At 43.2% G+C, this 13,483-nt stretch carries 12 protein-coding genes; 5 read left to right on the forward strand and 7 right to left on the reverse strand.

Features of this window, described 5'->3' with window-relative positions; all coding sequences use genetic code 11:
• Positions 1–11: 11 nt before the first annotated feature.
• The 4 genes from pstA (at position 12) to aceA (ending at position 5,502) form a co-directional block, all read left to right on the forward strand.
• Positions 12–1,667 carry a phosphate ABC transporter permease PstA gene (gene pstA / locus M0C34_RS06900; RefSeq protein ID WP_248714899.1) on the forward strand — a complete coding sequence of 552 codons (1,656 nt, stop codon included), beginning with the start codon at positions 12–14 and terminating at the stop codon, positions 1,665–1,667.
• 27 nt (positions 1,668–1,694) lie between these two features.
• On the forward strand, positions 1,695–2,513 hold the full coding sequence (pstB, locus tag M0C34_RS06905) for a phosphate ABC transporter ATP-binding protein PstB (protein ID WP_248714900.1): 819 nt from the start codon (positions 1,695–1,697) through the stop codon (positions 2,511–2,513).
• A gap of 25 nt (positions 2,514–2,538) precedes the next feature.
• Positions 2,539–3,243, forward strand: coding sequence for a phosphate signaling complex protein PhoU (gene phoU, locus M0C34_RS06910; protein WP_248714901.1), 705 nt, complete (start codon positions 2,539–2,541; stop codon positions 3,241–3,243).
• Positions 3,244–4,191: 948 nt separating this feature from the next.
• A complete protein-coding gene (aceA, locus tag M0C34_RS06915) occupies positions 4,192–5,502 on the forward strand; it encodes an isocitrate lyase (protein ID WP_248714902.1) in 1,311 nt (436 codons plus the stop codon).
• 136 nt (positions 5,503–5,638) lie between these two features.
• On the opposite strand, the gene M0C34_RS06920 is transcribed toward aceA, so the two are convergent.
• The 5 genes from M0C34_RS06920 to M0C34_RS06940 form a co-directional block, all read right to left on the reverse strand.
• Positions 5,639–6,223, reverse strand: coding sequence for an acyl carrier protein phosphodiesterase (locus tag M0C34_RS06920; protein WP_248714903.1), 585 nt, complete (start codon positions 6,221–6,223; stop codon positions 5,639–5,641).
• Between the two features lie 51 nt (positions 6,224–6,274).
• Entirely contained in the window at positions 6,275–7,141 is an 867-nt protein-coding gene (locus M0C34_RS06925) for an alpha/beta hydrolase family protein (RefSeq protein ID WP_248714904.1), read from the reverse strand.
• A gap of 498 nt (positions 7,142–7,639) precedes the next feature.
• Positions 7,640–8,089 carry a CBS domain-containing protein gene (locus M0C34_RS06930; protein ID WP_248714905.1) on the reverse strand — a complete coding sequence of 150 codons (450 nt, stop codon included), beginning with the start codon at positions 8,087–8,089 and terminating at the stop codon, positions 7,640–7,642.
• Between the two features lie 265 nt (positions 8,090–8,354).
• Positions 8,355–9,656 (reverse strand): anti-phage deoxyguanosine triphosphatase, encoded by a 1,302-nt coding sequence (locus M0C34_RS06935; protein WP_248714906.1) that lies wholly within the window; start codon positions 9,654–9,656, stop codon positions 8,355–8,357.
• 131 nt (positions 9,657–9,787) lie between these two features.
• Positions 9,788–11,008, reverse strand: coding sequence for a pyridoxal phosphate-dependent aminotransferase (locus M0C34_RS06940; RefSeq protein WP_248714907.1), 1,221 nt, complete (start codon positions 11,006–11,008; stop codon positions 9,788–9,790).
• Positions 11,009–11,176: 168 nt separating this feature from the next.
• On the opposite strand from M0C34_RS06940, the gene M0C34_RS06945 reads away from it, so the two are divergent.
• Positions 11,177–12,109: a LysR substrate-binding domain-containing protein gene (locus tag M0C34_RS06945; RefSeq protein WP_248714908.1), complete on the forward strand. Its 933-nt coding sequence runs from the start codon at positions 11,177–11,179 to the stop codon at positions 12,107–12,109.
• 9 nt (positions 12,110–12,118) lie between these two features.
• Here M0C34_RS06945 and M0C34_RS06950 read toward each other — a convergent pair whose 3' ends face one another.
• Both M0C34_RS06950 and M0C34_RS06955 read right to left on the reverse strand, forming a co-directional pair.
• Positions 12,119–12,469, reverse strand: coding sequence for a DUF3802 family protein (locus tag M0C34_RS06950; RefSeq protein WP_248714909.1), 351 nt, complete (start codon positions 12,467–12,469; stop codon positions 12,119–12,121).
• A gap of 92 nt (positions 12,470–12,561) precedes the next feature.
• Positions 12,562–13,434 (reverse strand): hypothetical protein, encoded by an 873-nt coding sequence (locus M0C34_RS06955; protein WP_248714910.1) that lies wholly within the window; start codon positions 13,432–13,434, stop codon positions 12,562–12,564.
• Positions 13,435–13,483 lie beyond the last annotated feature (49 nt).

Here is a 13,483-nt window from a genome sequence, read left to right on the forward strand (position 1 = left end):
GGAAATAACCGATGAATAAGTGGTTTAAATCAGGTAACCCGTGGATTTGGATGACAGCCGGTGCAGTAAGCATTAGCTTGGTAGCAGTAATAGGTTTGCTGCTATTAATCGCTGCCCGCGGTTTAGTTTATTTCTGGCCAAGCCCAGTGCTTGAAATGGAAGTTAATCAGTATGGTAAAAATGAAACGGTCATTGGTGAGCTTTATGAAACCGAATTGGTGCCAATTGAGCGTTTACATGCGTCTGGTGCTAATACTGAAGGCCTAAAAGGTGATTTTGTTGAAAGGATACTGATTAAGACCGGTAACCGTGAATACGTAAATTTGGATTTTCGCTGGTTAACCGAAAATGAAATCTTGTCTAAACGTGTTCCCTCCAATGTGGCCGTGGTTGAACGTAGAACCAACGGTAACTTTTATGGTTATGTAGAAGGTATTGTAAAGGGTAGTGACACCATAGATGCCGCCGCTGATAGCGAGCATGCTCAGCTATTTGAATTGCTAGAACGTTCTAATGGCATCATTAAACAAGCGGATTCTTTGCAGCGTCATGATATTGGTAGCATCAACTACAAGCTTGAGCGCCTGCGTTTAAAGCAACGTAAGCTTGAAATGAATGGTGAGCTTAACGACACGCTATTAGCCAGTATCGAAGCCGATGCCGAGCAATTGCATCAAGACTACTTAGTGTTAGAGAAGCAATTGTTTGCTTATCGCGATGATGCACGACGTGACCAGTTAATTATTCGTGATATGCGCGGAGAGTTAGTCACGATTCCTATGGATAACGTGTTGGACGTGTTCTTCCCTAATGAGATGAACTGGTTCCAAAAAGCTGGCCATTGGGTTCACCAAGCGGGCAAGTTTATTGTCGATGAGCCTCGTGAAGCGAATACTGAGGGTGGGGTATTTCCTGCCATTTTTGGTACGGTATTCATGGTTATGCTAATGGCGGTGATTGTGACCCCGCTGGGTGTTGTAGCCGCTATCTATTTGCACGAATACGCTGGCAATAACAGCTTTACCCGTTTGATTCGAATCGCAGTGATTAACTTAGCGGGTGTTCCTTCGATTGTGTATGGCGTATTTGGCTTAGGTTTCTTCGTGTATATGCTGGGTGGGAGTATCGATTCATTGTTCTACACCGAGTCATTACCAACACCTACTTTTGGCTCGCCAGGTGTGATGTGGTCGGCGTTAACCTTAGCCATTTTGACTTTGCCTGTGGTGATTGTTTCCACGGAAGAGGGTTTATCACGGATCCCTAGTGCAGTGCGCCAAGGCTCATTAGCCTTAGGTGCAACCAAGGCTGAAACCCTATGGCGAATTGTTATTCCCATGGCCAGCCCAGCCATTATGACCGGTTTAATCTTGGCGGTAGCGCGGGCGGCCGGTGAAGTAGCACCTTTGATGCTAGTAGGGGTGGTGAAGTTAGCGCCCACCTTACCATTAGATGGAAACTTCCCGTTTGTTCACCTAGAGCGTAAATTTATGCACTTAGGTTTTCATATCTATGATGTGGGTTTCCAAAGTCCAAATGTAGAGGCCGCTCGACCACTGGTTTATGCGACAGCCTTCTTGTTAGTCACGGTTATCATAGGTTTAAACCTAGCTGCGATTCAGATCCGTAACCGTTTACGTGAAAAGTTTAAAACGTTAGACCAATAAGCTAACGGCAAATTTGTAGGAAAAATAATGATTTCTTTGAATACAGAAAACAGTCGAGATACAAAAATAGACTTGGCTAACTTAAGTGCAGAACAAACAGCCTTAGAAGTAAAAAACTTGAATCTACATTACGGGAATAAGCAGGCCTTATTTGACGTATCGATGAAGATTCCTAAGGGGCAAGTTACCGCGTTTATTGGCCCTTCAGGCTGCGGTAAGTCAACCTTGTTACGTTGTATCAACCGCATGAACGACTTAGTCGATATTTGTAAAATCAGTGGCGAAATCTTGCTGCATGGGCAAAATATCTACGATAAGAGTGTCGATGTAGCGGCTTTGCGCCGTAATGTGGGGATGGTATTTCAACGTCCTAATCCCTTTCCTAAGTCTATCTACGAAAATGTGGTGTATGGATTGCGCCTGCAAGGTGTGAAAGATCGCCGGGTATTAGATGAAGCAGTAGAACGTTCGCTGCGCGGCGCTGCATTGTGGGAAGAAGTAAAAGACCGCTTGCATGAAAATGCATTTGGTTTATCTGGTGGACAGCAGCAACGTTTGGTCATTGCTCGTGCTATTGCCATTGAACCCGAAGTGCTGTTATTGGATGAGCCAACATCTGCACTTGATCCCATTTCGACTCTAACTATCGAAGAATTAATCAACGACTTGAAGAGTCGTTATACGGTAGTGATAGTTACCCACAACATGCAACAAGCGGCGCGTGTATCAGATCAAACCGCCTTTATGTATATGGGCGATATGGTGGAGTATGCTGATACTAATACCTTGTTTACAACACCCGCGAAGAAACAAACTGAAGATTACATTACTGGCCGTTACGGTTAATAAAGTCCGTAGCTGAGGAATAATTATGGATAAGTTGAACATGAACAAACACATATCTGGTCAGTTTAATGCTGAACTCGATCATGTGCGCAATCAAATTATGGCAATGGGGGGCTTAGTTGAACAGCAACTCAATGACGCCTTGAGTTTGTTAAACCGTCCCGATGCCGAGTTAGTCAATAAGGTTATTTCTACCGATAGCAAAGTCAATTCTTACGAAGTGGCTATTGATGAAGAATGTACCCGTATCATTGCTAAACGCCAACCGGCAGCGAGTGACCTACGGGTGATTATGGCAATCATTAAAACCATTGCCGACCTAGAGCGAATTGGCGATGCTGCTGAAAGTATTGCTCGAATGGTTGAGCGCAATATGGATAAACCCTTTAAAGCGTCGTTAACCAGCTTGGAGCATTTAGGCCAGCATACCGCTAAGATGCTGCACGATGTACTCGATGGCTTTGCCCGTATGGATGTTGATATGGCGTGGAGGGTTCACCAAGAAGATAAGAAGGTGGATAAAGAGTATGAGCGATTGATTCGTGAGCTAATGACTTACATGATGGAAGATCCTCGTTCAATCCCTCAGGTGCTTGACGCCTTAAGTGCTGCTCGTGCCATAGAGCGAGTAGGGGACCGTTGTCAAAACATTGCAGAGTACATTATTTATTTTGTACGAGGTAAAGACGTACGGCATTTAGCCGGTGATGAAGTAGAAAAACTGCTTTAGTCTTAAAACTAGCCTGAAAAAAGCTGACTTAATGTCAGCTTTTTTACTTTAAGTAAAATTTATTTTATTTTATTTTCAATTTTCTGGTCTGAGCAGTGAACACAAAAACTTTTGTATTATAACGATCTGTGGGGCCTTCAGCTTCTTTGTAAATTTATTCTGATAAATATCCTACCTACTAATATTTTAAACGACCGTTTAAAATGACGTGTAAGCACATGCTTTATTTGAATAATTAGCTATTCAATTGTTCTTATTTGTAAATGCAATATACCCATTACCTTTACGTAAACGTAAAGGTCGTTGCAGTGTTTTCTTTATCACCCCTTGATTTGTAATTAATTTCCGTAATTTTATAACCATTTGAGACCTTAGTGGTAAACGGTATGTTAATGCCTTGTTGGCTAATTAGAGTTAATACTTTAAAAAAAGCTTTGCGTTTTGTTTATTGGGTGGTATAAAAAACAGGCTCTTGAAGTGGTTTTGAAACAAGTGTTTTAAAATATGAGCCTGTAATACTTTAGTTTTAACAGTGTTGGAATTACTTTGTTTTTTATGTAAGTTTTCTGGCAGATACAAGATGATTACAGTTTTTGGCCTGTATAAGCCAATAAACAGGGCCCTAGTCAGGGCCGAGCTGGAATGAGTATGTAGTCGACCAATTTGATGTGATAAACGCAGTAAAAAAAAGCGTTCACATCATTAACGCTAGAAACGGGGGTAAAGGCCTCAGCCAATAGCAATAATAAGGCTGAATAGAGCTCCCCAAACTTTGGCTTAGTATTTTTAGATAAAACAACAATAACTAAAAGTACTCAGCCATATTTTATCGGTCAATTGACCCATAGCCATAAGGCAATCCGCAATCATAAGCGGCCTTAAATAACCTACGTGAATATGCAGTACAGCTTGCTGTACTTAGGAATAGAAGTCTAAGAGGGATTGAACATGACATTAACAAGAGAACAGCAAATTCAAGCATTAGAAAAAGACTGGGCCGAAAACCCTCGCTGGAAAGGAGTTAAGCGTCCTTATAGCGCTGAAGAAGTGGTTAAATTGCGCGGTTCAGTCATTCCAGAAAATACCATTGCCCGTCACGGTGCTGAAAAACTATGGTCTTTAGTCAATGGTCAAGCCAAAAAAGGTTACGTAAATTGCCTAGGCGCTCTTACTGGCGGCCAAGCTGTGCAGCAAGCTAAAGCAGGTATTGAAGCTATTTACTTGTCTGGTTGGCAGGTAGCGGCGGATAACAACTCAGCATCAAGCATGTATCCCGATCAGTCTTTGTATCCGGTAGACTCTGTGCCAAAAGTCGTCGAGCGTATTAATAATTCTTTCCAACGAGCTGACCAAATTCAATGGGCAAATGGATTATCACCTGCAAATGGTGGCTTAGATTACTTCTTACCTATTGTGGCCGATGCGGAAGCTGGCTTTGGTGGCGTATTAAATGCGTTCGAATTAATGAAAAATATGATCAAGGCGGGCGCGGCAGGTGTCCACTTTGAAGATCAGCTCGCGTCAGTGAAAAAATGTGGCCATATGGGCGGTAAAGTATTGGTTCCCACCCAAGAAGCAGTACAAAAACTAGTGGCGGCTCGCTTTGCAGCTGACGTTGCTGGAGTTCCCACCTTGGTGATTGCACGTACTGATGCCAATGCCGCAGACTTACTCACCTCTGATGTTGATCCCTATGATGCAGAGTTTGTTCAAGGCGAACGCACCGCTGAAGGCTTTTACAAAGTAAATGCCGGTATAGACCAAGCGATTAGTCGCGGTCTTGCGTATGCCGAGTATGCTGATTTGATTTGGTGTGAAACGGCTACTCCGTGCTTAGAAGAAGCCCGTAAGTTTGCTGAAGCCATCCATGCTAAATACCCAGACCAGCTATTAGCCTATAACTGTTCTCCTTCTTTCAACTGGCGTAAAAACCTTGATGACGAAACAATTGCTAAGTTCCAACAAGAACTGAGTGACATGGGCTACAAGTACCAGTTCATCACTTTAGCCGGTATCCATAACATGTGGTACAACATGTTCGACCTCGCGCATAATTACGCTCAAGGTGAAGGCATGAAGCACTATGTGAACATGGTTCAAGAGAAAGAGTTCCAGGCCGCTGACCGTGGTTATACCTTTGTCGCGCACCAACAAGAAGTAGGTACCGGATATTTTGACCAAGTAACTAACGTGATTCAAGGTGGTCAGTCTTCAGTCACCGCGTTAACTGGCTCTACCGAAGAAGAGCAATTTAGCTAAACGCTTAGTTAAGCTAAGTATAAAACCAATAATAAAAAGCTAAGTTAATACCCTTTGAGCAGCTCTTGAGCTGCTCTTTATTTTTGTCAATGTAGCTTACCTTGTAAGCGCTCACTTAGCTAAGCGACGAGCCCAGTTATAGGCTTTGTTGTTTAACAAACTGCTCAGCCCTATAAAGTACTTGCGGATAAAGCCTGATAAATACGGCTTCAATGACTGCTTCATGCTTATCAATATCATCCATCAGTAAGTCTAATCGTACTGGGCGACGTAAGCGTTTACTTATCGCTTGTAGCGTAAGCTTAATGTTGTCTCTGGTTTGATATTGTTTTAACCAATTATATTCACGCATATGGTTTGCCGTGACTAAGGCTCGGTCATTTAAGGGGGATGTCTTTAGTTGCTGGTAACAATGCTTTATGAACGTGTTGAGCGGGAGTGACGCGTAGTTTTCCCATTGCTGAGTGAGCAAGTGGTCAAAGTAAACATCTAAGGCTATTCCACTGTAGCGACGCAGGGCAGGTTGAAAACACAGGCTTATTTTCTCGGCAGCGATGTGTTGATCGGTAAAGCTATCTACTTGCCGATGTAGCAAGATCCCAAGTTGAGTGACGGGTGGGTAGTCTTGCCATTGATTACCCTTTACGAAGTCACCCAGTAAAGCGCCAGAAATGGAGGTTGAGGTATGCTGGGCGATATGGAAATGCGCAAGATAGTTCATCGCTTAAGCATATATTAGTGGACTGTTCTGTGCAGTGATTTATTTCGCTATCTATTCTTCAGTAAATGGGGGGTCACTGACCATACCTGTTTGTTGTAAAAACTGGTTAAAGCCATATAACCACAAATCGGCATGTTTATAAAAAATTTCGTGGCCGTTTACTTCGTTACCTAATTGGTAAAATTGAAAGTCCACTTGCCCACCGTCTTTTTTAAATGCGCTTATATAGCTTTGAATCGCCTCATCAGAGTAATAAGCATCATTATGCCCATATATAAATAAGTGAGGCAGAGGGCTAGTTTTACCCGCGTTGGTGAACAAGCCTACGTTGCTAGCACTGGGGGCATTTATTTGGCACTGCTCGCCCATCCAACCACCTGAGAAATTGACTACACCTTTAAATAATTCAGCATGTTTTGCGGCGTAAATAACCGAAAGCAGACCGCCCCGTGAATTGCCACTAATTACTATTCTATTTGGGTCAACCCAAGGTTGTTCTTTGATAAAAGCAAAAGCGGCATCTAAGCTTTGTGACGCGTAACGTAAGCCAGCTTCTACGCTATTAACACTGCAGTTATATGATTCATTGTAATCGCCTTCTGATAACCCTCGCCCTCGGCGCATTGGTACCAATAACGCGATATTTTGTTGAGTCAATAAAGCCGCTAAACCCCAAGGCTTAATGCTTAGGTTTTCTTCAATAATACCTGGGCCAGTTGAGCCATGATTAAACACGACTAAGGGAAAAGGCCCTTCACCTTCGGGCTTATATAAGGTGGCCTCTAGCTTTATCTGGCTATCCCAGAATACCCCCGGGTCGGTCATTGGGATCCAAACTGTTTCGCCTATGTCGTCAGCTAAACTAGCTATGCTGACAGTTAACAAAAATAGTGCAAAGAAGCGGAAAACCAGGTGCATCGTTAGCTTACCCTTTAGCAGAGGTGATGGTGGTTACTCGCAGTGTATGTTTGAGTACACTGAGGTTGTTGAAGGTAAGCATATAACAGCAACCGGCCAAGCAGAAACGTTTTAAAGTTATTGAAAATGATGTGACTACGTTTGCAATTGGGTTAATGGTTTTTTATTGACTAGTGTTTGCGCGACAACCGCCTGCGTTCACCGTTAGGCAAAAAAAAATCCAGCGCGAGGCTGGACTAAAAAAACATAAGGAATGACTAATACATGCTATTGCAAAGGCAAATTAGCGGGCTATTAGTAAGCCCCATAAATCGACAATTTCAGTATCGGCTGAAAAGACGCTATAGGATGAGAGCACCTAGCGATTTATGTTTTGATAATAACGTGATGTCGCTCACAAAACAATCTCTTTATGTAATTTTTTTACTAAAATAGTAAAGTTTAGCCTGGCGATTGAGAACTACGTCACCTAATTTTCATTATATGTTGTAATGTTACTTAGTTATCAGGGCTAATAGGTTCTTGCTCTGCCAGCATTTCTAATAAGGAGATTGCCACTCCCACGAAGTCGGTATCAGTAATTATCCCGATGAGTTTTTTGCCCTCTACAACAGGTAAACAGCCTATTCGATACCGTTCTATATGCCTGGCTGCTTCTTCTACTCCGGCTGCTGGAGCAACGGTATGCAATTTAGTTAGCATAATATGTTTAAGCATGACTTGTTGTTCATGGGCGCGGCGTTGTGAAGCGGTGGTTTTGCTTAGCGATGATTCTTGCGCGGCAAGTAAAGTCCGCTCACTGACTAAACCGATCAAGTGTTCGTTTACATCAATAATCGGTAGATGACGGATCTTATGTTCTTTACACAAGCTAACGGCCTCTTCTAAGGTCGTCTGCTCAAAAACAGTGTGCGGATTAGTTGTCATGATGTCTGATACTTTAATCATAACGGTCGCCTCTTTTTAGTTACTCTCACCTTTAAATTTAGAAGCTTATGCTGAAAACGGCTTGATAAAAATCAACGAATTCGACGGTTTGGTTTTTAGTCAGTGAGAGTTGTCGAGTAGCTTGAAAAATCAGAAAAAAAGCAGCAGAAAATTTGCTTATTAAGCAAACTTATACTGCATTCTATGCTGTCTGTTGCCGTAAATAGAACTAAAGCGATTAAACGCAGTGTTGTATTTAGGGGCGCTTAGTCTGTGGTTGAGCTTATTAAAATAAGGTCTGGAATAGTCGATTAGCATAGTCATCGGTCATACCCGCAATATAGTCGGCAATAACTCTCGCGGGGTTCTCTTGGTCTTCACCAGCTTTTAACCAACGAACTCGAGTATTTAACGGCAATAAGCGCTCTGGGTCACTGGCAAATGCTTGAAATAACTCCATTACGACTTGCTGCCCCTTAAAGCGCACCATTTCAATCTCGGGCGTCTGGATAACGTAATGTAGTACAAAGCGCTTAAGCACCTCTAAGGCTTGCGCCATGGGAGGGTCCATCTGTGCTTTTAAATCGAGCAATGGCTCATCAAAGCGCTGCTGTGCTTGCAAGCTTATTGATGTGATAAACGCATTAACTAAGCTGCCAATAGCATCTTTTTGGTCATAATGGTGGCGGCTAAAGAGCTTTACTGATAGCGCGCCTATTTCATCGGCCAACCAGCATTGTTTAATATCGGCGATGGCCGAAGCCACTTGCTCTTGCCAGTCTTGTCGATTGACGATCCCCATTACAATGGCATCTTCTAAATCATGAACCCCATAGGCGATATCGTCAGCTAACTCCATGATCGAGCAATCTAAAGACTTATAAATGGATTTTTTATGGCGTAAAGGGTTTACTGTTTTGGATTGGGTGAAAAGATCGCGATCTTTAGCGCTTAAGCTAGCCAGAACCCAGTTATAAAGGCTCTGGTCGTCGTCATAAATCCCTTTAGCTGGGGTCCAATCTGCTACTTTAAGCTGTCTAAAGCTTTTAGCGACAGGTGGTAAGGGGTGGCGCTGTAATTGGCTTAGCAAACAAGGATACTTGATAATGCCTAATAGGGTGCGGCGGGTGAGATTCATCCCGTCATCTTTGGTATAGGGCTCTAATTTCGTTAATATTCTAAAGGTTTGAGCATTGCCTTCAAAACCACCATTGTCGCGCATCATATAGTTGAGAGCTACTTCACCGCCGTGACCGAAAGGGGGGTGACCAATGTCGTGGGCTAAACAAAGACTTTCAATGAGGTTTAACTCAGGAAGGTAGTTATTGAGGGTTTGGTTTTTGGCTTGCAGGTGCCCGACAATTCCGGTGCCAATTTGGGCAACTTCCAGAGAGTGAGTGAGTCGAGTTCGGTAAAAGTCATTGTTGCCTATGCTCAATACTTGAGTCTTGTTTTGTAAACGCCGAAATGCTGCTGAGTGAAGGATCCTTGCGCGGTCTCGTTGCCAAGGGGTTCTATGATCATTACGTCGTTGGCTTTGTTCTTCGGCGAAGCGCGCAGTGCCAGCTTGTTGGCTTAATTCGGTCATGATGATAGCTCCAGGCTAAAGCGTTTAATTTACATTACACTACCTTTTCTAAAAATTACATGACCTTATACTAAACAGCGCGGATAAAAAAAGGCGCTAGTGAGCGCCCTTTAGTCTTTTTAGGTATTTGCTTAATCTGCTTGGCGGTAACCTTCTAAGAAGTTGGCTATTTTGCCAATGGCTTCTCGCAACTCTTCTTCTCGTGGTAAAAACACGATACGGAAGTGATCGGGTTTAGACCAATTGAAGCCGGTACCTTGTACCACCAAGATTTTTTCTTGTTGGAGCAAGTCGAGGGCAAATTGTTGGTCGTCCTTAATGTTGAATTTTTTCACATCAAGTTTCGGAAATAAGTACATGGCACCTTGCGGCTTTACACAACTTACCCCTGGAATATCGTTAAGCAGTTGCCAAGCCAGGTTACGTTGCTCGTATAAACGCCCACCAGGCACAATCAACTCATTAATACTCTGATAGCCGCCTAATGCCGTTTGTATCGCATGTTGCACCGGTACATTGGCACATAGGCGCATAGAAGCTAGCATGTCTAAGCCGTCAATATAATCTTTGGCCCGATGCTTAGGCCCGCTAACGAGTAGCCAACCAGAACGAAAACCACATACTCGATAAGCTTTAGATAAGCCGTTAAAGGTGAGTGTTAGTACGTCATCTGACAAGGTCGACATTGGAATATGTAGGGCTTGATCGTATATCACTTTTGAATAGATTTCGTCAGCAAACAAAATCAAGTTATGTTCACGCGCCAGCTCTACCAACTCTAGCAATATTTCTTTGCTGTATACTGCACCGGTTGGATTATTCGGATTAATTACCACTAAGCCTTTGGTTCGCGGCGTGATTTTGCTGCGTATGTCTTCGATATCGGGGAACCAGCCCGCCTCTTCATCACATTGGTAATGAACGGGGTTGCCGCCTGACAGCGTTACGGCAGCTGTCCATAAAGGGTAATCAGGTGACGGTACCAGCATTTCGTCACCGTTGTTTAATAGCGCTTGCATGGCCATAACAATCAGCTCACTAACGCCGTTACCTAAATAAATATCTTCTAGGGTGGTTGTGCGCAACCCTTGCAGTTGGTAATGGTGCATCACCGCTTTGCGGGCGGAAAACAATCCTTTCGAGTCACAATAACCCTGAGCGGTAGGCAGGTTATGAATAACATCGACCAAAATTTCTTCTGGCGCTTCAAAATTAAATTCGGCGGTATTGCCTATATTTAATTTAAGAACTCTATGCCCCTCTTCTTCAAGGCGCTTGGCTTGTTTCAGTACTGGACCACGAATGTCATAACAGACGTTGTCGAGCTTATGTGATTTGACTATTTGATGCATGATTTTTACGACCGTTGGCGAATAGGGCTATTAACTTATTTTTTGCCGCTGCATGCAAGTATTTGCTAAGAGTATTTAGTTTTTTCTTGGTTTTTTGTTTAGTTAAACAGTGAGTACTAGCAACTTAATGATAAACTTAACTAAATTTTAGCCTTATATTGTGAGCCAATGTTAGAACTCAAACACCTAAAAACCTTACAAGCCCTCAGAGAAACAGGCTCTTTAGTGGTGGCTGCTCAACGTTTGTGTTTGACTCAATCGGCTTTGTCTCATCAGCTTAAAGATTTAGAATCGCGCATTGGCGCTAAGCTATTTGTGCGTAAAACTAAGCCCTTGCGTTTCACAATGGCTGGCTTACGAGTATTAGATTTAGCCGATAGTGTGATTGAACAAGTTCAGCATACCGAGCGAGAATTAGCCCGTTTAGTTGACGGTGGAGCAGGGCGCTTGCACCTTGCGATAGAGTGTCATAGCTGTTTTAACTGGTTAATGCCTGCTATCGACAACTACCGAGCGTTGTGGCCAGACGTAGAGCTAGATTTTAGTAGTGGCTTTAGCTTTGAACCATTACCCGAGTTGGCTCAGGGGCAATTGGATCTGGTGATTACCTCTGATCCCCAACCCAGTGAGGGAATTATTTTTTCCCCGCTTTTTTCTTATCAGCCCACCTTGGCGCTAAGTCCAAATCATCCCTTAGCCAAGAAGGCGCTGATCGAACCTGAAGATTTTGCCAAGCAAGTACTGATATCTTATCCGGTAGATAGCCATCGTTTAGATCTGTTTAATTTGTTTTTAGACCCTGCAGGGGTAGAACCTTTGGCTATTCGAAAAGTTGATATGACCATTATGATGATGCAGTTAGTGGCAAGTGGTAGGGGGGTTGCAGTGCTGCCTAACTGGGCCTTAACCGAGTATGTTAAAAAAGGTTATATCGTTACTCGGCCTTTGGGTGATGGAAAATTATGGCAAAACTTGTACGCAGCCAAACACCAAAGTCATCAAGATAGTGCTTATATCGATGCTTTCTTAAATATTGCCCGTGAACATTGCTTTAGCCATTTAGATGGCATTAAGAACATTGATGAGGAAGATGTATCGTGATTGGCAGGCTTAAATAGGGTCAATGGCGATAAGTTGATTGTCGAACATATTTTTAATCAAGCCGACAAACTCATCAATAAATTGCAGCTGTTGCTGAGTAGGGCTGCGCATCCATACCCCTGACAATACTTGTTCCAAGTCATTCACTACCGAATCAATCTCTCTAATCACGGTAAAGCGATGCTCACTGTCTAGGTGCTCATGTTGTCTGCAGACTAACATGACGCTTTCAGCCAGTTGCTCTGTCACGTAGTCGCATATAGTCAAAGGGTTTTGTTGCGTTCGAGTATGCTCAAACAACGCCAAGTTATCGGTTAAAAAACCTATAAGCTGAATGTATCCTTCACTATCTGTAACCATCGCGCAAAGTTCCTCTCGATATTCAAAATGCTCGCCTAGTGTATAACGATTAGGGTGTAAAAAAACCTGTCATAGAATAATTTTGTTGTCGATCACAAGGTTTGGGTTAATTCTGCCGAGTGGATATAGGCCTGATTACATGAACTCGGTATATTTAAACGCGGATTAGCCCGTTTTAAATCGCGCAAATGGTATTCCAGTAGTCGTTTATCTATCGGGGTACTGCTCTCGGTTTTGTTAAGCCAGCTTACCAAGCTTTCGGTATTTTTTTGAAATCCTTGTTCTAGATCTGCAATTTGCTGCTTGGTTTTAAGCATTTCTTCAACATTAAGTGGCGAGCGCTGTACCAAATTTATCAGATAAGGGGTTAGTTTATGAGCTTGCTTCATATAGCTATCTTCGACTGGCACCGGTGACAGTTTTAAGTCTTGTTGGCGCTCTAACTGCCCACAAATATGATTGGCTTTTACTAAGGCAACCGTTTGCTGAATCACTTGGTTGGTATCAAATCCTTCACCGTACATCTCATGAATGCCGGTGGCTAAGTCATGTTTCGCTAAGCGCACTTTCGGAAAGGTCAGTTGCTCTCGGGTAAATAACCTCACTCGGTTAGGCGCCGCTGCTCGAGGCACGATGATCGCTACTTGATGACGTTTCTGTTGGAAATAGAGGTTGGCGAGCGCTTGTTGTTGTTCGCTTATGCTAATCAATTGACCACTAATCTGGCAGCCAATCGATTTAGGCACATCACCGACTTGGCTAGCGCTAACATACTGGTGAGGGTAATCGGGCAGCGCTTGTATTTGGCCTAACTGGCGTTGCATAAAATGGGTGGCGATGGCCGCACGACAAATGGCGGTTTCGCCAATGGCGGGCGCGCTCATGACTTTCCAGCCAATAAGCACGGCGGTAATCAATAATAGGGAGCTACTAATCACAATCAGCGGTTGGCGTCGAATGATCATTACGGCCTCACAAGCAACACAAATAAAAAAGACGTATCTTTGTTATCTG

It is taken from the genome of Agarivorans sp. TSD2052, from assembly GCF_023238625.1.
In the GTDB taxonomy this organism is placed as follows: domain Bacteria; phylum Pseudomonadota; class Gammaproteobacteria; order Enterobacterales; family Celerinatantimonadaceae; genus Agarivorans.